21 protein-coding genes are annotated in these 20,169 nt (G+C 71.9%); 10 read left to right on the forward strand and 11 right to left on the reverse strand.

The genetic code is table 11. The features are described 5' to 3' along the window. Window positions 1–3: 3 nt before the first annotated feature. From ACZ7PG_RS34235 to ACZ7PG_RS34245, 3 genes are read right to left on the reverse strand one after another with little or no spacing between them, the layout of a single operon-like run. Entirely contained in the window at window positions 4–1,245 is a 1,242-nt protein-coding gene (locus ACZ7PG_RS34235) for a transketolase C-terminal domain-containing protein (protein ID WP_470243283.1), read from the reverse strand. Continuing rightward, window positions 1,229–1,825, reverse strand: a complete 597-nt coding sequence (locus ACZ7PG_RS34240; RefSeq protein WP_470243284.1) for a 2-oxoacid:acceptor oxidoreductase family protein — start codon at window positions 1,823–1,825, stop codon at window positions 1,229–1,231. Before ACZ7PG_RS34240 ends, ACZ7PG_RS34235 begins: the two co-directional genes overlap by 17 nt. After that, on the reverse strand, window positions 1,822–2,715 hold the full coding sequence (locus ACZ7PG_RS34245) for a class I fructose-bisphosphate aldolase (RefSeq protein ID WP_470243285.1): 894 nt from the start codon (window positions 2,713–2,715) through the stop codon (window positions 1,822–1,824). Before ACZ7PG_RS34245 ends, ACZ7PG_RS34240 begins: the two co-directional genes overlap by 4 nt. A 160-nt stretch (window positions 2,716–2,875) precedes the next feature. Between ACZ7PG_RS34245 and ACZ7PG_RS34250 the strand changes: the two genes are divergently transcribed. From ACZ7PG_RS34250 to ACZ7PG_RS34275, 6 genes are all read left to right on the forward strand, one after another. Further along, complete coding sequence (locus tag ACZ7PG_RS34250) at window positions 2,876–3,232, forward strand: spore germination protein GerW family protein (protein WP_470243286.1); 357 nt, start codon at window positions 2,876–2,878, stop codon at window positions 3,230–3,232. Next, window positions 3,219–3,656 (forward strand): pyridoxamine 5'-phosphate oxidase family protein, encoded by a 438-nt coding sequence (locus ACZ7PG_RS34255; protein ID WP_470243287.1) that lies wholly within the window; start codon window positions 3,219–3,221, stop codon window positions 3,654–3,656. The genes ACZ7PG_RS34250 and ACZ7PG_RS34255 overlap by 14 nt, the downstream gene beginning before the upstream one ends. An 86-nt stretch (window positions 3,657–3,742) precedes the next feature. Next, window positions 3,743–4,393, forward strand: a complete 651-nt coding sequence (locus ACZ7PG_RS34260; protein ID WP_470243288.1) for an FAD:protein FMN transferase — start codon at window positions 3,743–3,745, stop codon at window positions 4,391–4,393. Beyond that, complete coding sequence (locus tag ACZ7PG_RS34265) at window positions 4,390–4,917, forward strand: DUF2231 domain-containing protein (protein ID WP_470243289.1); 528 nt, start codon at window positions 4,390–4,392, stop codon at window positions 4,915–4,917. Before ACZ7PG_RS34260 ends, ACZ7PG_RS34265 begins: the two co-directional genes overlap by 4 nt. Window positions 4,918–5,095: 178 nt before the next feature. Next, entirely contained in the window at window positions 5,096–5,320 is a 225-nt protein-coding gene (locus ACZ7PG_RS34270) for a hypothetical protein (RefSeq protein WP_470243290.1), read from the forward strand. A gap of 12 nt (window positions 5,321–5,332) precedes the next feature. Further along, window positions 5,333–5,575 (forward strand): hypothetical protein, encoded by a 243-nt coding sequence (locus ACZ7PG_RS34275; RefSeq protein ID WP_470243291.1) that lies wholly within the window; start codon window positions 5,333–5,335, stop codon window positions 5,573–5,575. A gap of 333 nt (window positions 5,576–5,908) precedes the next feature. On the opposite strand, the gene ACZ7PG_RS34280 is transcribed toward ACZ7PG_RS34275, so the two are convergent. Both ACZ7PG_RS34280 and ACZ7PG_RS34285 read right to left on the reverse strand, forming a co-directional pair. Continuing rightward, on the reverse strand, window positions 5,909–6,424 hold the full coding sequence (locus tag ACZ7PG_RS34280) for a hemerythrin domain-containing protein (protein ID WP_470243292.1): 516 nt from the start codon (window positions 6,422–6,424) through the stop codon (window positions 5,909–5,911). Window positions 6,425–7,160: 736 nt separating this feature from the next. Next, complete coding sequence (locus ACZ7PG_RS34285) at window positions 7,161–9,563, reverse strand: helix-turn-helix transcriptional regulator (protein WP_470243293.1); 2,403 nt, start codon at window positions 9,561–9,563, stop codon at window positions 7,161–7,163. Between the two features lie 276 nt (window positions 9,564–9,839). Here ACZ7PG_RS34285 and ACZ7PG_RS34290 point away from each other — a divergent pair, with 276 nt between their 5' ends. Then, window positions 9,840–10,703 (forward strand): IniB N-terminal domain-containing protein, encoded by an 864-nt coding sequence (locus ACZ7PG_RS34290; RefSeq protein ID WP_470243294.1) that lies wholly within the window; start codon window positions 9,840–9,842, stop codon window positions 10,701–10,703. 104 nt (window positions 10,704–10,807) lie between these two features. On the opposite strand, the gene ACZ7PG_RS34295 is transcribed toward ACZ7PG_RS34290, so the two are convergent. From ACZ7PG_RS34295 to ACZ7PG_RS34310, 4 genes are all read right to left on the reverse strand, one after another. Then, window positions 10,808–11,446 carry a fasciclin domain-containing protein gene (locus tag ACZ7PG_RS34295; RefSeq protein ID WP_470243664.1) on the reverse strand — a complete coding sequence of 213 codons (639 nt, stop codon included), beginning with the start codon at window positions 11,444–11,446 and terminating at the stop codon, window positions 10,808–10,810. A gap of 542 nt (window positions 11,447–11,988) precedes the next feature. Then, window positions 11,989–12,657, reverse strand: a complete 669-nt coding sequence (locus tag ACZ7PG_RS34300; protein ID WP_470243295.1) for a fasciclin domain-containing protein — start codon at window positions 12,655–12,657, stop codon at window positions 11,989–11,991. A gap of 114 nt (window positions 12,658–12,771) precedes the next feature. Next, window positions 12,772–14,355 carry a molybdopterin-dependent oxidoreductase gene (locus ACZ7PG_RS34305; RefSeq protein ID WP_470243296.1) on the reverse strand — a complete coding sequence of 528 codons (1,584 nt, stop codon included), beginning with the start codon at window positions 14,353–14,355 and terminating at the stop codon, window positions 12,772–12,774. A gap of 77 nt (window positions 14,356–14,432) precedes the next feature. Further along, a complete protein-coding gene (locus tag ACZ7PG_RS34310) occupies window positions 14,433–15,383 on the reverse strand; it encodes a beta-ketoacyl-ACP synthase III (protein ID WP_470243297.1) in 951 nt (316 codons plus the stop codon). A gap of 162 nt (window positions 15,384–15,545) precedes the next feature. Between ACZ7PG_RS34310 and sigK the strand changes: the two genes are divergently transcribed. The 3 genes from sigK (at window position 15,546) to ACZ7PG_RS34325 (ending at window position 17,309) form a co-directional block, all read left to right on the forward strand. Next, window positions 15,546–16,145 (forward strand): ECF RNA polymerase sigma factor SigK, encoded by a 600-nt coding sequence (gene sigK / locus ACZ7PG_RS34315; RefSeq protein ID WP_470243298.1) that lies wholly within the window; start codon window positions 15,546–15,548, stop codon window positions 16,143–16,145. Then, on the forward strand, window positions 16,142–16,858 hold the full coding sequence (locus ACZ7PG_RS34320) for an anti-sigma factor (RefSeq protein ID WP_470243299.1): 717 nt from the start codon (window positions 16,142–16,144) through the stop codon (window positions 16,856–16,858). Before sigK ends, ACZ7PG_RS34320 begins: the two co-directional genes overlap by 4 nt. A gap of 169 nt (window positions 16,859–17,027) precedes the next feature. Continuing rightward, window positions 17,028–17,309 (forward strand): hypothetical protein, encoded by a 282-nt coding sequence (locus ACZ7PG_RS34325; RefSeq protein ID WP_470243300.1) that lies wholly within the window; start codon window positions 17,028–17,030, stop codon window positions 17,307–17,309. A 56-nt stretch (window positions 17,310–17,365) separates the two neighbouring features. Here ACZ7PG_RS34325 and ACZ7PG_RS34330 read toward each other — a convergent pair whose 3' ends face one another. Together ACZ7PG_RS34330 and ACZ7PG_RS34335 are read right to left on the reverse strand one after the other, a co-directional pair. Continuing rightward, complete coding sequence (locus ACZ7PG_RS34330) at window positions 17,366–18,334, reverse strand: YeeE/YedE thiosulfate transporter family protein (RefSeq protein WP_470243301.1); 969 nt, start codon at window positions 18,332–18,334, stop codon at window positions 17,366–17,368. A gap of 147 nt (window positions 18,335–18,481) precedes the next feature. Continuing rightward, on the reverse strand, window positions 18,482–20,161 hold the full coding sequence (locus ACZ7PG_RS34335) for a beta strand repeat-containing protein (protein WP_470243302.1): 1,680 nt from the start codon (window positions 20,159–20,161) through the stop codon (window positions 18,482–18,484). Window positions 20,162–20,169: the final 8 nt, after the last annotated feature.

Genomic DNA, 20,169 nt, shown 5'->3' on the forward strand with positions numbered 1-20,169 from the left:
TCTTCACCCGATTCTTGAGGCGACCGCACCGAGGTCGCGCAGGATGTTTTCGGCCGTCGGTCCCGACCGGCGCGTCGCGGCGAGCCGGGACAGTTCGCGGCCGATCAGCGAATGGTCGAGGTCGAGGAAGGTCAACGACGGCAACCGGTCCGCCGCCCGCAGCATCCCGGTGAGGGACTTCTTCGTGATCGCCCGGCCGCCGAGCCCGGCGACCACCGTGTGGACATCGGCCGCCGGCGCCGCCGTGACGACGTTCTGCGTGACGATCCCGCCCACGCCGGGCTCGAAGGCCCGCTCCAGGACGACGACGCGCCGGGCGTGCCCGATCGCCGCGCGGACGGCGTCGACGGGGAACGGCCGGAAGCACGTCAGGCCCAGCACGCCGACGCGCAAGCCGTTCTCCCGCAGCTCGTCGACGGTGTCCTTGAGGGTGCCCAGCACCGAGCCGAGCGCGACGACGATCGTCTCGGCGTCTTCGGTGCGGTAGGAGCGGGTGAGCCCGCCCGAGTTGCGGCCGAACGCCCCGGCGAAGCGATCCGCGACGTCGGGGACGACATCGAGCGCTTCCATCAGCCGGGCGTGCGCGAGGTACTTAACCTCGGTGAAGGCCTCCGGACCGACCATCGCGCCGATCGACGAGGGCTCGGCCGGGTCGAGGACCTGGCGCGGCTCGTACGGCGGCAGGAACGCGTCGACCTCTTCCTGGGTGGGTGTGTCCACCGGTTCCCAGGCGTGGGTCAGTACGAAGCCGTCCATGCACACCATCACCGGCGTGGACAGCTCTTCGGCGATCCGAAACGCCTGGACGTGCAGGTCGGCGGCTTCCTGGTTGGTCTCGGCGTAGAGCTGGATCCACCCGGCGTCGCGCAGCGCCATGCTGTCGCTCTGGTCGTTCCAGATGTTGATCGGGGCCCCGATCGCGCGGTTGGCCACCGTCATCACGATCGGCAGGCCGAGCCCGGACGCGTTGAACACCGCTTCGGTCATGTACAGCAGCCCTTGGCTGGCCGTCGCGGTGTAGGCCCGCGCGCCGGCGGCGGACGCCCCGATCGCCACGGACATCGCGGCGAACTCCGACTCGACGTTGACGAACTCGCACGGCGTGAGCGCACCGGACTTCACCAGCTCCGCCAGGCCTTCGACGATGTGGGTCTGCGGCGAGATCGGGTACGCGCAGACGACTTCCGGGCGGCACAGCGCCACCGCCTCGGCGACGGCCCGGGATCCTTCAATCTGCCTGAGCACCGGCCAGCTCCTCCCGCTCGGCCCGGACGAACTCGTACGCGGCGGTCGCCGCAGCGAGGTTGCCTTCGGCGGCCCGGCCGCGGAACCGGCCGGCGATAGCGGCGAGTACGCTCTCGAGCCCGACGATCCCGGTCATCGCGGCGAACCCGCCGAGCAACGCGGCGTTCGGCACCGGACGGCCGAGGTGCTCACGGGCGAACTCGGTCGCGGGAACGACCAGCAGCCGGTCGCGTCGGAACCCGCGCACGAACTCGCCGAGCCCGAGCTCGTCGAAGCCGTGCGCGGAGTTGATCAACAGGTACCCGCCGGGCTCGAATCCCTCGAAGACGTTCACCTGGTGCAGCAGCGTGGCGTCCTGGATGATCAGCACGTCCGGTCGCACGACGGGCTCGCGGGTCCGGATCACCCCATCGGCGATCCGGCAGAAGGACACGACGGGCGCGCCGGTGCGCTCCGAGCCGAAGCTGGGGAACGCCTGCGCGTGCCGGCCTTCGGTGAACGCGGCGACCGACAGCAGCTCGGCCGCGGTCACCACGCCCTGGCCGCCGCGGCCGTGGATGCGGACCTCGGTCACGCTCATGCGCTCGGGTACTTCGCGAGGATGTCCCGCAGCGCCGAGACGAACCGCAAGGACTCGTCGTGGTCGCGCTGCCAGACGTTGCGGCCGAAGATCAGCCCGGTCGCGCCGGCCTCCATCGACTCGCGCGCCTTCTCCAGCATCGCGTCGTCGCCGGCCTTGCTGCCGCCCGAGACGAGCAGCAAGGTGCGCCCGGCGGAGCGGACGACCGCGTCGATCGCCTCTTGGCTGGATGTCTCCTGTGCGTACGCGCCGGGGACGTTGTCGATCTTCGCCGGGTGCGGGAAGTTCACCTTGACGACGTCGGCGCCGAGCTCGGACGCGGTCCGGGCGGCGTAGTCGACCGCGTAGAACGAGTCGCGGCCGCCCTTGGCCTCGATGGCCGAGCCGCGCGGGTAGGCCCAGACGATCAGCGGCATCCCCAGCCGGTGCGCGTCGGCACGGACCCGCCGCAGCTGCGCGAAGTCCTGTTCCTGGGAGGGAGTCCCAACGTAGAGGGTGTAGCCGACCGCGTCGGCGCCGAGCCGGACGGCGTCCTCGACGCTGCCGTGCAGCGGCGAGAGCGCCTCGGCGTCGGACGGGATCTCGGTCTTGCCGTTGAGCTTCAGGACGAGCGGCAGTTCGCCCGCATAGTCCCAGTAGAACTTCTCGGCCAGCCCGATCTGGATCGCGATGCCGTTGAAGCCGCCCTCGATCGCGAGCTTGAGGATGTACTTCGGGTCGCCCGCGGCCGGGTTGGCGAAGAAGTCGCGGGGCCCGTGCTCCAGGCCTTGGTCGTAGGGCAGGAAGAACGCCGTGCCGTTGCGCAGGCCGTGCTCGTGCAGGATGCGGTGCAGCCGGGTCTTCTTGCCGGTGTTCAGCCCGAGCTCGGCCAGCGGGGGACGGTGCGCCATGGCGGCCTCCGGAGTCGCTGAATGCGTGACGAGCCCAGCAAATCGCGCCGGGGGTCCCACCACCGCTGGCGAACGCCCCCGGCACCGGGGCCCTCGGTCACCGGCCGGAGGGACCATCGGCACTGCCACCCGGGTATCCCGCGCGGTGAGACTGCGTCGCATGAAGGTCGACGAACTGCTCGCGAAGGCGAAGGACGGGCTGGAGACCAGGATGGTCTACGGCGAGCCGTACGAGGTCGACGGAGTCACGGTGATCGTGGCGTCGAGCGTCGGCACCGGCGGAGGCGGCGGCGACAGCCGCGACGAGAAGGGCCGCTCCGGCGAAGGCGGCGGGTTCGGGCTGTCGGCCAAGCCGGTCGGGGCGTACGTCATCAAGGACGGCAAGCTCCACTGGGAGCCGGCGATCGACGTGAACCGCCTCCTGGCGACACTGGGTGCGATCGCCGTGGCGGCGCTCTTCGCGGCTACGCGGCTGGCGAAGCTGAAGTACCGGGCCGAGACCGATGAGCGCCCCTGATCTGGCCCCGCTGGGCCCGGCCCGCTGCCGCGCGCTCCTCGCTTCCGTCCCCCTGGGCCGTCTGGGTTTCGTCCGCGACGGGCGGCCGGCGATCCGTCCGGTCAACTTCACCGTGGCAGGCGACGCGATCTGGCTGCGGGCGGGCCGGAACTCCTGGGCCGACCGGCTCGACGGGCAGCCGGTCACCTTCGAAGCCGACGCCTACGACCCCGGCGGCCACACAGGCTGGAGCGTGATCGTCAGCGGGATCGCCACCCTCACAACCGACGTCGAGACCGTGGCCGCACAGCTGGGTGCCGGCCTGCGCTCGTGGGCTCCCCCACCGCGCGATCGGCTGCTGCGGATCAGCCTCGACCGGGTCGAAGGCCGCCGGCCCGCCCGTCTGCCGGACGCGGATGACTCGACGGAATCGGGGCCGCCATGACACCGCGCTTTACCGGCCGCTAACCCTCTGCTGGCACAACGAAAACCCGACAGGACGGGGAGCCCGCGCCCGGCATCATGGCGGCCATGCCGCACCGCGTCCTGCTCGCCGACGACGACCGCGCGATCCGCGAGTCGCTCGTCCGAGCCCTCGACCTCGAGGGCTACAGCCAGGTCAGCGCACTCCGCCGCGGCACGCTGCCCCGCGGCGAGTGGCACCCGTGGCTCACCGAAGTCGTAGCGCTGTGCGAGGAAGCGCGCGACCGCACGGACGGCTACTTCGACGCTGCGTTGCCCGGCGGTTTCGATCCCTCCGGTCTGGTGAAAGGCTGGGCCACCGAGCGCGCCGCCGCCCACCTCACCCACCTGAACGGGTTCGACCACTACCTCAACGTCGGCGGCGACATCACCGGCCGCGCCGACATCGCGCACGGTCCACCGTGGCGGGTCGCCGTCGAAAACCCCACCGACAAGTGCGCCTTTCTGACCGTCCTCGATCTCCGGGACGGCGGCATCGCGACCTCCGGCTCCGCCGCCCGCGGCCCGCACATCATCGACCCGCACACCGGCCTCCACCCGCGCGAACTGCTCGCCGTGACGGTTACCGGCCCGACGCTGTCGTGGGCCGACGTCTTCGCCACGGCCGCGTTCGCCCGTGGCGGGGACGACGTCGCCGATGGGTCGCGACGCGCGCGCCGGGTTACCGCGTCGCCGCACTCGCACGCGCTCCCACCATGACCACCGTCAACGGACTGCCCGCCCACGTGCTGCTCGTGCACGCGATCGTCGTCCTGCTCCCCCTGTCCGCGCTCCTGCTGGTGCTCAGCGCGCTCTGGCCCGCCGCACGCGGCAAGCTCGCCGGGCCGAACGCGATCCTGTCGGTCATCGTCGTGATCCTCGTCCCGATCACGACCGACGCCGGCGAATGGCTCGAGCGCCGCGTCGCCTCGACCCCGCTCGTGCGAACCCACACCGAACTGGGTGATACCGCACAGTGGGTCGCGATCCCGGTGGCCGTGCTCGCACTCCTGGTCTGGTGGCGCCGGCGGGAAAGCCTGCGGACCCCAGCCGCGGACACCACCGGCCGCCGCACGTTCCTGGCCCCGGCGTCGAGCGCCGTGACGGTGGTGCTGTCGGTCCTGGCGGTCGCGGCCGCGGGCGCGGCGGTGTACGACATCTACCGCATCGGCGACTCCGGAGCCCAGGCGAGCTGGCAGGGCCAGTTCAGCTCGACCCCGGCCCCGCGCGGCCCTGGCCGCTGATCCCGGCCATGCGCTTCGCAGCCGAGAAGCGCGCGAAACCTCGTGGGTCCAAGGACCCCACCGGATGGGAGGAACTTCTCACAAGAACCGGGCTTCCGCCTCTGATCGCGGTCCCTCACCTGGCGGGATCCTCGTGGGTGTCGGCAAGCGCCGGCACCCACGACGACAGGGGGCCGAGATGAGCTTCTCCCACCGGGATCGCGACGTCGGGCCAGCGCGGGCGGGCGGATTCCCCAGCGGTTTGCGGGTGTGCGCGCACGGCGGCCGGTTCGCCGGACGGACCGGCGTCGTCGTCGGCCACGCGCCCGACCTGCGGCCCGGCTCGGTCTGGGTCGAGTTCAGCCCCGGTCTAGCACGGCTCGTCCCCGGCTACCGGCTCGACGTCGCCGAGCCCGAGTGCTGAGACGGCACCGCTGTGCTCGACGAGCCTACGTCCGAAGAGCGCAGCCGCGCCGGCCGAGTGGTGAAGCGGCACGCCCGGGACGACCACGACGAGACCGAGCTGATGGCCATGCTCGGGCTGGACCACATCGAACCGGCCCCGGCCACGCACAAGCGCAATGGCCCACTGTCGCCCGCCGAGGTGCACGACCTGCTGGCGCCGTTCGCCACCGAGCACGGCACCCGGCCGGCCCACGCGCGGCCACGCCGAGCCTGATGCTCGGAGTACCAGTGCGATACGGACGTGAAGGACCTGGGTGGAGCCGCCCGCGCATGCGGGCACTCCCCACCGGAAGGTGAGCGACGCCTGCTGGTACCTCCGGAAGGCCGTTCAGCTGGTGTTCGAACCCGGTCTTCGCGGCCAGGAGGTTCACAGTGGGGAAAAGCCTGGCGGTGATCACCGCCCTGCCGAGCCCGGTCGGCTACGACCCCTTCGGGTCACTGGCCGACCACGGCATCGCCGAGTTCTCCTTGTCCTGCAACGCCATTGACGGAGCACAGCCTCAATGCAGGGCGACCGTGAGCAGGACGGCGCTGTCGGCGAGCGCGGTCAGCCCGTGCCGGTCCGGTGGGATGCGGGCGAGCTGGCCGCGTTCGAGGGTCCAGGTGTGGTCGTGGGTGTGCAACCGCACCCGGCCGGTGACGACGTAGAGGGGGGAAGCCGGCGGCGAGTCGTGCTCGGCGAGCTCGGCGCCGTCGGCGAGTGCGTCGTCCCGGTGATGAGGGTCCGCGCGGCGCGGTGGGTGCTGTGCCCGCGGACCGCCTCGATCGCGTCCCAGTCTGCCGGGTCCAGCCGGCCGAGTGCCGTGGGGAAGACGCCGTCCTGCTCGGCGAGGATGTGCTCGCGGAGCACGTGCAGCGCCTCCAGCAGGCGGGCCGGCCAGCCCGGGTCGGCGGGCGCCCCGTCGTCCGCTTCACCAAGAACGGTCTCGATGAAGCGGTGCTGGGCGGTCAGGTCGGCGATGTGGTCCGGGAACTCGGCCGCCAGCGCCGGGAACAGGCCTTCGTCCTCGACCGCCGTGTGCGGGCCGAGGATCCCGGTGATCCGGCCCGCCATTTCGGCCATCGCCGGACGTCGCATTGTGCGGCGCGGACGCGGCTGATCAGCGCGACGACCTGGTCGTGCTCAAGCGTCAGGTCCTGGATGGCGGTCAGGGGCTTGGCAGCCGCAGATCCCGCTGAACGTCGGCGGCCGCAGTTGCCACACGCACATCGGCGGTTCCACCCCGACTGCCTCGGTGCTTTCCGCTCCGCCCTCCGAAGCATCGGTATCCGGTCGGCCGCCGCGTCGAACGTCACCGTCGCATGGGCAGTCCTGCCGTCCTTGTCCGGCATCCGGGTGACCTTGTCCCGGACGGTCGCGTCGCGGATCGAACCGTCCTGCACGGACACGACGATCTGGTCGCTGTCCCCGGCCTGCTGAGGCGCCGGCGCCTCGAGCAACGCCTGTGCCTTCGCGGACTCCACACTGGCGGCGGGTGCCGCTGCGTCGTGCCCGGATGACGCCGACCGGCACCGCGTCCGATCCGCACGGCGCGCGGGACGCTGTCCGTGGCAGGCTCGAACCCCAGGACGGCGCAACGGTTCGAGGTGAGCCGTCGGATAGCGGCCCCGCCCGCGAAGGGCGGGCGACGAGTTCCTCGTCCACATGGATCGCGAAGCTCTCAACGACCTGCCGATGGGCAGGTACTACGACTGGAGCGAAATCGAGCCCCGTTACCGAGACAAGATCGACTTCCCGATCATCCCGAGGCCGCGCTGCGGGCCTCGCCCGCACCGTCGGGTGCCCTGGATCGGCTGCTTCAGTTCCTGTCGCCCAGCAGACCGCTCAACAGGGTCGCGAGGGTACGGCGGTCGGAGACGCCGAGCTTGGCACGGATGCGGGCCATGTGGTGTTCGACGGTTTTGCCGGAGATGTGCAGCTGTTCGCCGATCTCCTTGTAGGTGTGCCCGGCGACGAACAGCAGCCCGATGTCGCGCTCGCGCGGGGTCAAGACCGGTGGCTCGGCCGCCGGCGCCGCGACTGGCGTGGTCTGGGTGGGCGCGGTGGCGCCGGCCGGGAGCTGCTTGGCCGCGCGCAGGAGCGTGACCATGGCCGTGCGGTCGGTCGCGCGGACCGCGGCCTGACCGGCCAGCCGGGCCGCGTCCCACCGCACGCCGGCGCGGTTGAGCAGGTCCGCGGCGGCCAGGACCGGCTCGACCTCGACCGAGCCGGCGAGGACGGCCAGCCACTGTGCGCCGGCGGTGGCGAAAGCCCGCGCGAGCCGTCCGGGATCGGTGGTCGCGGCCAACGGGCGCAACGCCTTCCGCGCGGTGGTTTCGTCGCCGGAAGCGATCGCCGCGTGGAACGCTGCCCAGTGCAGCCACGCGGACCACAGCACCGGGGAGCCGTGGCGGTCGAGCAACGTGAAGGCGCGGTCCCGGTGCACGGTCACGCGATAGCCCTCGTCGATGCGCGCCGCGGCCACGAGCACCTCCCCCAGGGGCAGCAGGGCGAACAGGTCGACCGGTTGCCGCATCACGGCTTCGTACGCCGCTCCCCAGCGCTCCCGCACGACTTCGGGTGTCCCGCCGCGGCGCGCCAGCCCCAGCTCCAGCCCGTGCAGGAACAGCTCGTCGCGCGGCACGAGACGGACTTCCGACCGGCGTGCCGCGGCTCGGTGGGCTTCGGCGGTGGCGAGGTCGCCCTGCAGCATCGCCGTCCAGCCGAGCAGCAGCACGTGCCGTTCTCCCCCACCGGCCCGCTCGAGCACCCCGCGAGCGAGGTCGAACTCGGCCGCGTGCAGCGCGACCAGCGCCGCGAGCACCGCGGGTGAGTCCGGCAGCAGGTGCCCGGTCCCGGTGGCCGCCGCCGAATCAGCCGCGCCCAGCAAGGTCGCCAGCGCGGCCTCCGACCGGCCGGCCACCGACTCCCGGATGCCGGCGAGCAGCTGCGCGGCGACACGCCCGTAGGCCGAAGCCAGGTCGGCCGGCACGTCGTGCGGGTCGACGATGGTTTCCCCGAGCGCGATCGCGGCCAGGTCCGCCAGCTGGGCCGCTGCGGGATCGGCGGACCAGCGCAGGAGCTCCGCGCCGCGGGCGAGGTCGCCGCGGCGGGCGATCACCGTGCCGGCGACGAGCGCTCCCCGGCTCCGGGTGGGCTGCTCGGCGGTGCTCAGCAGTTCGTCGCCGAGCTGCAGCGCCGTGTCGTACCGCCCGCTCAGCACCGCCGCGCGCGCCCAGTCCGGCGCCAGGCGGATCCGTGAACTGCCGGCGTGGGCTGCGGCGGCGTAGAGGTCGGAAGCGAGCGCGGGGTCGTCGGCGACAGTTTCGGCCGCCGCCGTCTCGAACCCGGCGCGTACCAGACCGCCGGCCGCGCCGAGCCGCAGCAGCTCCCGTGCGATCGTCAGTACCGGCCGCTCAGCGGCGAGCTGGGCTTCGAGCATCCGCACCAGCACGGTCAACCGGCGATCAGCGCCGGTGTGCTCGCGCACCGCGCGCGCCACGACCGGCGGCACCGCGCCGTCGGCGGCGAGCAGCCCGGCGGCCCGGACCTGCTCGACCACCGCCGACACCGCGTCGCGGGGACGGTTCAGGGCGACCGCGAGCAGTTCCAGGTCGCTGCTTCCGCCGGCCCCGGCCGCGATCAGATAAGTGAGCCCCGGTTCGCCCAGGCCGTCCAGCTCGGCCCGCAACTGGTCGATCAGCTCCTCCACCGCCGGGATCCGCAGACAGCGCGTCACCAGCCGTGGAACTCCACTCGTGGCCCGCTGCACCGACACCGCACGCTCCCAGGTGAGCGGCCGGCCGAGCACGTCGCCGGAGAACCGGACGACGTCGCCCGCGCTCCACGGCGTCAAGCGCACGTACCGGGCCGGCAACCCGGCCAGCATGGTGACGACTGGGCCCGCCACTCCCGGAGTGTGGGTGAGCACCAGCCGGGACGTGCCTTCCGCGAGCCTGAGCAAGGCCTCGCCGGCTTCGCCGGTGAGCGTTTCGGCGTCGTCGAGAAGCACAGCTGCATCCGACGTGATCATGGTCGTGGTGAGGTCGTCCTTGCCGATCACCGGAACACCGGCCGCCTGATATCTCCGGCCGATCGCGGTCAAGACCGTCGACTTGCCGTGCCCGTGCGCGCCGGTCAGGACCAGCCGCACCGGATCACCCGGACGGGCGTCGATCCCGGCCAGCACCTCACGCAGCCGGGCCGACAGCAGCTCCTCCACGACACCTCCCTGACGGCGCCCCCGGAATGGCCACCTACAAGAGGTTCGTGCCAGCGAACCGCGTCAGATGGGCGACACGTCCCCCGTTTTCGCATGAGACCCAGGTCACGCGAACGGGCTACCCCCTAACGGGTCACGGAACCCCCTCAGGGATCACGAAGATCACCGTTAGGCGTCACGCCCGATGCCTGCGGACCGGCCGACGCCCTAGCTTCGGTGCGGTCGGTGATCCCCGTGGTCGACGACACCATCCGTTCCCCACAGAGAGCCTGGTCGATGAACCCCGCGCAGTCGCTGTACGAATTCACGCTCAACCTGCTCAACGACTCCTCCGCCCGCAGCGCCTTCGGCGACGACCCGCAGGGCACCCTCGACGGCGCGGGCCTCGGCGACATCTCGGGCGCCGACCTGCACGACATCCTCCCGCTGGTCCTGGACTTCGCCCCGGTCGGCAACATCGGCGCGAACGGCCTCGACCTCGACTCGATCACCACCGGCCAGGCCGGCGCGATCGAGCAGCTCAAGGCCCTCACCCAGAACCTCTCCCTGGGTGACGCCACCTCCGAGAACAACGTCCTCGGCGCGGTGAGCGGCATGACCGCTCTCACCCAGAACATCACCGACCCGTTCTCCGCCGCCGGCGACCTCACCGGGAACATCGACCACATCGGCGGCGGCCAGGCCGACCCGGTCACCACCGTCACCGGCGCCCTCGGCGACGTCACCGGGCACGTCACGGGCGGCGACGTCACCGGCGCGCTCGACGCCGGCAACCTCACCTCAGGCCTGCAGAACGTCTCCGGCCTCACCTCGGCGGTCGACGGCGCCCAGGGCGTCGGCTCCACGATCGGCGACCTCACCGGCAACCTCGGCACCAACGCCGGCATCGAGCACACCGTCGGCGACGTCGTGAACCAGGCGACCGCGCACCTGGGCGACGTCTCGCACAACGGCACCCTCGGCGACGTCACCACCCACCTCGGCGACGTGACCAACCACGTCGGCGACATCGCGTCCGACAGCGGCAACGTCCACGACGTCGTCGGCAACATCGGCGAAGGCGCGCTCAGCGGCAACATCGGTGCCGACCTGAGCCACCTGTCCATCGGTTCGGGCAACGACTTCCACCTGCCCCACTAGGTGCCAAGCGCGACCTGGGGACGCCGCCGCTTCGGCGTTCCCGGGTGACAGCGGCCGCCGCGGTTCCCGTGATCGAGGAACCGTGGCGGCCGTAGCCCGTGGCGCTACTTGTTCGCTCCGGGAGTGAGCAGCCTGTCGATGACGACGAGGGTGGCGTTCTTCGTGGGAATGTTGCCGCAGAGGATCTTCGCGCCGTTGACGGTCATGCTCTCGCCCACCCCTTCGATCGTCAGCGGGCCGCCTGCAGCGTCGAGCGTCTCGGCCGCCCCCTCGGTCGCCAGGCCCTTGGCGTCGTAGCGCTCGCCCACGACGTGGTAGCGCAGGATCGGCGCCAGCTCGGCCGTCTTCTTGTCCCCCAGAGTCGCGAACGCCGCGTCGGCGGGCGCGAACACGGTGAGCGCGGGCTCGCTGTCGAGGGTGTCGACCAGGCTCGCCGCCTTCACCGCGGCGACCAGCTTGGTCAACAGCGGATTCGTCGCGGCGGCCGACACGACCGGCAACGAGCCCATCGAGCTCAGCGAGCCGGGCGCAGTGCCCTGCGGCAACCGCGAACACGCCGAGCCGAAGACGTCGGCGCTGGAGGTCACACCGTCGGGAGTGCCCGTCGTCCCGGCGGTACTCGGCGCCGGGACCATCGGTCTGCCGGGACCGCCTGGGACAGCGGTGACTCTGCCGCCGCACGCGGTCAGCGAGAGCACGGCCGCTGCGGCCAGAACGGTACCGGTACTACGAACCTTGATCACGAAAACTCCGGGGTCGGCCGACAAGTCCACTGTGGATTCGCGACGGCCGCCGGGCAGGACAGGCTGGTCTTCCCCACGACTGCCGCTGGGTGATCTTCCGGATCTGCGCGCGGTGCGCTCACAAGTCGTCGGGTCGCCGACCTTCGGTGCGCCATCGGTGAGGGTCTGCCACCCGGGCTCCGGTGGGTACGGACTCCGGCTGGTGGAGCAGCTGTCCATCGATCGGGGCGTGCGCGCCGACAGCGACGGGAAAGTGGTGGGGGCGCTGATGCCGATCCGGGTCTTTCCCCTTTTGCCTTTGACTGCCCTGCTGCTTGCGCGGGGCCGGTCGTCGCCACGGCCCTGGAGTGACCCGGCAGTGGCGACGACCGGCGGACGCCGCCGCTTCGGCGTCCCCGGCGGCGGATCTCCTGCAACCCGCCGCCAGACTGCGGCCGCGGTCGGAGCCACGACAGCGGAGGACGGCTGACTCGGGCTCCAGGAGGTTGGGGAGCCCGAGTCAGCCGTCCGGTGCCGGCCGCCCGTCGGCGGCCAAGCCGGTGTTACTTGTTGGTGCCGGGGGTCAGCACCTTGTCGATCACGAAGACGGTGGCGTTCTTCGTGGGGATGTTGCCGCACAGGATCTTCGCGCCGTTGACGGTCATGTTCTCGCCCGAGCCCTCGATCTTCAGCGGCCCACCGGCGGTGTTCAGCGACTCCAGCGTGCCGGCACCCTCCAGACCCTTGGCGTCGTAACGCTTGCCGACGACGTGGTACTGCAAGATCGGCGACAGCTCGGCCGGCTTGCCCGCCAGCTCGGCGAACTTCGCGTCACCCAGCGCGGCGAACGCCGGGTCAGCCGGCGCGAACACCGTGATCGCCGGGGCACTGTTGAGGGTGTCGACCAGGTTGGTGGCCTTCACCGCCGCCACCAGCTTGGTCAGCAGCGGGTTCGTCGACGCCGCCGACGCGACCGGCTGCGGGCCCATCGAGTCCAGCGAACCGGGCGCGGAACCCTGCGGCAGCTGCGAGCAGGCCGGGCCGAAGACGTCGGCGTTGGTGGTCATGCCGTCGCCACCGGCCGCGGCACTGGAGGACGGCGCCGCCACCGAGGACGACGGAGCCGGCGCGCTGCTCGAGGCGGAGGAAGCGGTGTCGCTGCCGCTGCACGCGGTGAGGGTGAGCGCAGCGGCCGCGGTCAGACCAATACCGGCAATACGAAGATTACGCACGAGAATTCACTCCAATTGATTACGCGGCTGAGGCTGCCGAGGCGGCGAGAGCCTCTTGTTACTGGTGATTCGGGACCCGGCAGGAACCGGATTGGTCGATCGGGGAAGAAATTTTCAGGCAGCCGTGAACGTGACGTTGTGCCACCCGGTCGCGCCGTTGGGGACGGTCCCGGCGCGTTGGTCGGTCTGGGTGTAGCCGGACTTGTCGGTGGCACGGCAGAACACCTGATGCACCCCGGACGGGATGTCGACCTCGGTCCACCACATCCGCCACGTGTTGAGGTTGACCTCCTGCGACAGCGTCGTGTCCTGCCACTGACCCTGGTCGATGCGCACTTCGACCTTCTCGATCCCGGTGTGCTGCGCCCAGGCGACCCCGGCGACGCGCACCTTTCCTTTTTGGACGTTGGCGAAGCCGCGGTGGGAGTCGATGCGTGACTCGGTCTTGATCGGTGCTTCCTGACTCCAGCTCCGCTTGAGCCAATACGCCTGCCGCGCGGCCCACGTCGTGACTTCGATGTCGACGACCCACTTCGTCGCCGACACATAGCCGTAGAGGCCGGGCGTGACCAGCCGGGCCGGGAACCCGTGCTCCAGCGGCAACGGCTCCCCGTTCATCCCGATCGCGAGCATCGCGCCGCGGGCACGGTCCTGCCCCGCCGCGACCGGCGTGCCGGATGTCCAGCCGTCGACGCTGGTGCAGAACAGCTGCTCGGCGCCGGGTTTCACGCCGGCTTCGGCGAGCAGGTCGGCCAGGTCGACGCCGATGAAGTTCGACGTCGACACGTAGTCGCCGCCGACCTCGTTGGACACGCAGGTCATCGTGACGGTGCGTTCGACCAGGGGCCGGTTGCGGATGTCGTTGTAGCTGAAGCGGACTTCGCGGTCGACCATGCCGTGCAGGCGCAGGCTCCAGTCCTCGGTGCGCACCTGCGGCACCGACAACGCGGTGTCGACGCGGTAGAACTTGTCGTTGGGGGTCAGGAACGGCGGCGTCCCGAGCTTCGCGAAGTCGGCGTCGGCCGGGATGGTCGGGGCGGTGCGTGCCGGGACCAGCTTGCCGACCGCCGCCCGCGACGCGGTGGCATCCCGCGACGAGCTGATCAGCTGTCCGCCCAGCCCGGCCGCGCCGGCGCCGACGACGACGCCGGCGCCGCCGAGCAGGAACGCTCGCCGTGAGGTGCCGGTCTTCTCGTCGGAGTCTGGCTCCCGCCAGACGCGGGGTGCGATGCGGTGCAGCAGCAGGAACACGGCGATGCCCACGACCAGGCTCGCGGCCGGGGCCAGCAGCGCGACCACCGTCAGGTCCGGCCGTTCGAACACGGCGAACCCGCCGACGAGGCCGAACAGCGCGATGAGCACGGTCCCGGGCACCGGTGACCGTCGCGACAGGACACCCGCGAGCGCGGCGACACCGAGCATCACCACGGCCATGCTGCCCAGCAGCACGAGCTTGTCGTAGGTGCCGAAGGTGCGGACGGCGAAGTCCTTCAGCTCGACCGGGGTGAGGTCGATGGCGCCGTTGCCCACCGCGAGGTACGGCGAGGCGTTGATGCTGATGAACCCGGCGACCAGGTGCCCGGCCGCCAGCGCGGCGGCCAGCGCCAGGACACCGGTGAACGCGGCCGCGAAGAACCGCAACCGGGTGTGCGGCGGCGCTGAGGGCGCTTCCGGGACGTCGAGCTCGGTGGCGGTCATACCAGCAATTCGTTAGTGCGCGGTCAAAGTATTGGTCGTGCTGATTATTTTCACCGGATCGGGTGAAGAGCCGAATTTCACGGGCAGCTGATGACCTGGCCGGCGTAAGTCAGCCCGGCGCCGAAGCCGAACAACAGTACAGGCGCGCCCGCCGCGATCTCGCGTCGCTCGATGAGCTTCGACAGCGCCAGCGGGATGCTGGCGGCCGAGGTGTTGCCGGACTCGGCGACGTCCGTGGCGACCACCGCGCCGGTCGCGCCGATCTTGCGGGCCAGTGCGTCGATGATGCGGACGTTGGCCTGGTGGGTCACGACCCCGCCGAGGCCGGCCGGGTCGACACCGGCGCGACGGCACGCCTCCCGGGCGATCGGGGCGAGGGCCGTGGTGGCCCAGCGGAACACCGCCTGGCCCTCCTGCCGGAACACCGCGGGCAGGCCGCCCGGCCCGGCGGCCTCGAGCGTGATGCAGCGGCCCTTCGCCGGATCCGAACCCCACACCACCGGACCGATCCCGGCCGGCGCCCGCTCGACGACGGCAGCCGCGGCGGCGTCGCCGAAGATCACGCACGTCGTGCGGTCCGTCCAGTCGAGGAAGTCGCTCATCTTGTCGACGCCCACCACGATCGCCCGGGTTGCGGCGCCCGCCCGGATCGCGTGGTCGGCCGCGGCCAGCGCGTAGGAGAACCCCGAACACGCCGCGTTGAGGTCGAAGGCACCGGGCGCGGTGATCCCCAGCCGCTCGGCGACCCGGCAGGCGACGTTGGGCATCCGGTCGAACGCCGTGCACGTGGCGACGATCACGAGGTCGACGTCGGCGGTACCGTGGCCGGACCGCCGCAACGCGGTTTCCGCGGCGGCCGTCGCCATGTCGGCGACCGAGTCACCGGGGGCCGCGACCCGGCGGCTGCGCACGCCCACGCGTTCGCGGATCCAGGCGTCGGACGTCCCCAGCCGGTCGGCGAGTTCGTCGTTCGTGACCGTCCGGCTCGGCTGGTAGTGCCCGAACGAGACCGCTTTCGAGCCGGTCATCAGATTCTCCTCAACGGTTTCCCCTCCTGTTCGGAGCGACCGGCGCCGAGGATTGCCTGATCCACTGTGGACAGCGAGAGTCCGCTGCTCCCTGTGGGTGACCCGGCTGGGTTTCTCGTCACAGCACCAATCCGCAGGGGCTCGCCGAGACGAACGACTGCCATGACCGCCCGCGCAGTCGCGCTCCACACCGGCATCGCCTCGGTGCCGGAACCGGAGAACTCACCCGAGCAGCTGCTCGCCCGCTCCGCCCTCGGCGACGAGCAGGCCTTCGCCGAGCTCTACGACCGGTTGGCCGGCCCGATCTTCGGAACGGTGCTGCAGGTGCTGCGCTCCCGGGCCCACGCGGAAGAAGTCACCCAGGAGGTCCTGCTCGAGATCTGGCGCAAGGCGGCGACGTTCGACGCCGGGCGCGGGCGCGTGCAGACCTGGGCGCTGACCATCGCGCACCGCCGCGCGATCGACCGGGTCCGGTCCGAGCAGGCGTCCGTCAACCGGGAAGACCGCGCCGAGCAGCTGGACCTGCGCCGTCCCTACGACGACGTCACCGAAGCGACGCTGGACCACCTCGACCGGGCAGAGGTCCGCGCCGCCTTGGCGGTCCTGACCGATCTCCAGCGGGAGTCGATCCTGCTCGCCTACTTTCAGGGTTACACCTGCCGGGAGGTTTCCGAAAAGCTCGGTGTCGCGATCGGCACCGTCAAGACCCGCATGCGGGACGGACTGATCCGCCTGCGCGACGCTCTGGGAGTGCACCGATGACCACCGCCGACGCCCATATCCTCGCCGGCGCGTACGCCCTCGACGCGGTCGACGACCTCGAACGCGCCGCCTTCGCCCGGCACTTGAGCGAATGCTCCGAGTGCGCCACGGAGGTCGCCGGCTTCCAGGAGACCGCTGCGCTTCTGGGTGCCGCGGCCGACGCCGTTCCGGCCGAGAGCCTCCGCGGGTGGGTGCTCGCCGAGATCTCCCAGACGCGGCAGCTGCGACCCCGCGTCACCGAACCCGCCGTCCCGGCGCGCCGCGCCCCGTGGCGCAAGCGCGCGCTGATCGGGATCGCGTCCGTCGCCGCGGCGGCGGCGGTGCTCGTCGGCGGGATCAGCATCGGGCTGGACCAGTCGGTCCCCGGCCGCCCGGTGCCGGTAGCCGAGGGCGGCGCGGTGACCTCCGCACCCGACGCGAGCACCGTGCGGACCGCCGCGACCACTGGCGGCTCGGTCTCGGCCACGGTCTCCCGGCAGCTGGGCAAGGTCCTCGTCGCCGCGCAGGCGTTGCCGAAGCTGGACGCCGGCCACGCCTACGAGGTGTGGCTGACCGGCCCGGGCGCGCCACGGTCGGCGGGACTGGTCGGGCCCGAGGGCACCGTCGAGACCGCCTTCCCCGCGGGCACCGAAGGTGTCGCGGTGACGGTCGAGCCCGCGACCGGATCGCTGCAGCCGACCACACCGTCGGTCGCGACCCTCACGGTCAGCTGAAGCCGGCACGAAGGCCCGGTCACGATGGTGACCGGGCCTTCGTGCTGTCACCCACAGGCGTGGTCCGACGCCAGGGACCTGTCCGCCGAGCCCGGCCCCTCCGAACTCCTGGTGATCCACTCGCCATCCGGATCGCGTCCGATGACCGTTTGAGGAGAAGGAGAACACCGTGAGCACATTCCGCCGTCGCCTGCTGGTGACCGCCGCGCTGCCCGCCGCGGCACTCGGCTTCCTGCTCGCCGCCCCCGGCGCGGCGTCCGCCTCCACCGCACCCGCCCCGGCGGTCGCGCAGTCCTCCGACGACGGCCATGGACACCACCATCACCACGGCCTGGGCCTGCACCTCAGCCTCGTGCTGGGCCTGCAGATCACCGGCCACGGCGGCTGGCACGACGGCGACGACTGCGACGGCGGCCTCCTCGGCGACGGCGGCCTGACGCTCGGCGACTGACCTCCGGCAGCACCGCGGGGCACCGGGCTTCCGGTGCCCCGCACCGGTGACCCAGTTCAGGCATCCACCCGGCGGTCGACCAGGGCACGAACACCTCGGGCGATCCCGAGACCGCCGAGGATGGCGGCCACGACGACCCAGGACGACACGTTGAGCTGAGCGACGCCGGACAAGCCGTGGCCGAGGTTGCAGCCACCGGCCAGCCACCCGCCGGCGCCGAGGAGGAACCCACCGGCGATCAGCCGCAGGTAGCGGACGCGGGACTCGCCACGCAGGTGGAAGTCGCCGGTCACCCGCGCGGCGAGTACGCCGCCCGCGACGATGCCCAGCAGGAACGCCGTCAGCCACCAGTTCGGCTCGCCGAGGGCGAAGCCGGTGACCGCGCCGACCGTGCTGGGCCCGAAGCCCGCACCGGCCGCGCCCACGAGCCCCCAGCCCGCGATCGTCACGGCGCCGAGCGCGACGCCGGCGATCGGCCAGTCCCACTGCCGCGGTCGCGGGCGGTCCGCGCTGCGCCAGATCCACAGCACGCCACCCACGACGGCCAGGAACGCGAGGGCGAACGCCGGCCGCGGGACGCCGATCAGCGCCGGAAACGTCGCCCCGGCTCCCCCGGGCAGGAGGGTCGGCCCCGGCAGCACGACCTGTCGCGCGGCGAGCTCGCCGGCCGCCCAGCCGCCGATTCCGGCGAGGCAGCCGAGCATGCCCGAGCCGAGCTTGAAGAACAGTCCCGACACGCACGTCCCGGCGACCGCCATCCCGGCACCGATCACCACGCCGCCCACCACGTCGGCGACCGGCGCGAAAGGCAGGCCCTGGTTCAGGCCGTCGCCGAGCGGCGTCAGGAACAGCGCCGACAACCCGACCGAGCCGATCGCCACGCCGAGCAGCCAGCCGCGCGCCAGCAGGAACCGCCGCTCGAGAACACCGGAGAACGTGGCACGGAAGCACAGCTGGGCGCGCTGCAGCACGTAACCCATCCCGATGCCGGCGATCCCGCCGGCGACGATCGCGATCGTGGTCACGAGCGGCGCGCCTCCTGTGTGTCCACTCGGCTCAGGACACTGTCCCTGGTCGTTCGTGGCTCGGTCGGGCCCGGATCGGTCGCCGTACGAAGAAAAGCGGGGCACCGGATTCCTCCGGTGCCCCGCTCCTTGGTCTCCCGCGAACCGTCAGACGGTGTGCGGGGCGTGCGCGACGGTGTTCCAGCCCGAGGCGTGGACGCCGGCGTCGCCGCCGTTGCCCGCCCAGCCGGAGTTCCCGCCGGTGGTGCTGCTGTGGTTCCCGGCGTCACCGGTCCAGCCGGTGGCACCCGTGTCACCCGAGTTGCCCGAGGTCACCGTGGTGGCCGACTTCGTGCCCTCGTCGTGCTTCCAGCCACCGTGGTGACGGCCCTGCTGCTCGTGCCCGCGGGTCGACGTGACGGCGGTGTTGCCGCCGGTCGAGCCCGAGTCACCCGAGTTGCCGGACGTGCCGCTCACGGCGTTGTTGTGGCTGGTGGCGTTTCCGGCGTCGCCGGAGTTGCCACCGTTACCACCCTTGGCGGTACCGGACACGACACCCAGGACGCCGGTGCGGCCGCCCTGCTCGTGCCGGTTCCAGCTGTGCCCACCGTTGTTCGTGGCGGAGTTGTGGCCGGTGCTCACCACGGTGGCGTCGCCACCGTTGCCCGCCCAGCCGGAGTTCCCGCCGGTGGTGGTGCTGTGGTTCCCCGCGTCACCGGTCGAGCCGGTGGCGCCGGTGTCACCCGAGTTGCCCGAGGTCACCGTGGTGGCCGACTTCGTGCCGTTCTCGTGGTTCCAGCCGCCGTGGTTTCCGCGGCCGTTGTTCTGGCCGCCCACTGTCCACACGATGGCGGAGTTGCCACCGGTCGAGCCCGAGTCACCCGAGTTGCCGGAGTTCCCGGTCACCGCGTTGTTGTGGCTGTTCGCGTTGCCGGCGTCGCCGGAGTTGCCTCCGTTGCCGCCCTTGGCAGTACCGGTCACGACACCCAGGACGCCCGTGCTGCCGCCCTGGTCGTGCCGGTTCCAGCCCCAGCCGTGCCCACCGGTGTTCGTGGCGGAGTTGTGCCCGGACGCGGCCGTGGTGGCGTCGCCACCGTTGCCCGCGTTCCCGGAGTTCCCGCCGATGGTGGTGCTGGTGTTGGTCGCGTCGCCGGTCGAACCGGTGGCGCCGGTGTTCCCGGAGTCACCCGAGGACACGGTGGTGCTGCACTGCGCCAGCACGCACAGGCCGTAGGCGCTGTTGCCGCCGGTGGAACCGGAGTTCCCGGAGTCGCCCGAGTTCCCCGACACCGCGGAGTTGCCGCTGGTGGCGTTCCCGGCATCGCCGGAATTGCCACCGTTGCCGCCCTTCGCGGCCCCGGTCACCGAGCCGAGGACGCCGCGGGCGCCCCGCGAGTCCGCGGTGTTCTTTCCCGACGCCGCCGCGGTCCCGGAGCCGCCGTGGCCGGCGGTCCCGGAGTTGCCGCCGGTGGTGGTGCTGGTGTTCGAGGCGTTCCCGGTCGACCCGGTCGCACCCGTGTTCCCGGAGTTGCCCGAGGACACCGAGGTGCTGCACTGGGCCAGCACGCAGACGCCGTAAGCGCTGTTGCCGCCGGTCGAACCGGAGTTGCCCGAGTTACCGGAGTTCCCGCTGACAGCGTTGTTGCCACTGGTCGCGTTCCCGCCGGAGCCCGAGTCGCCGCCGTTACCGCCATTCGCGGTGCCGGAGACGACCGAGTGCAGCGTGGTGCCGAGCCCGCCCAGCGGGCCCTGGTTCCCGGTGTCCGCACTGGCCACCGCTGACCCCAGCAGGACGAACCCGCCGGAGATGAACGCGGCGGTCAGGCCGCGTCGCACGTACTTGTGCATGACTTCCC

Source organism: Amycolatopsis sp. NPDC114504 (assembly GCF_055633595.1).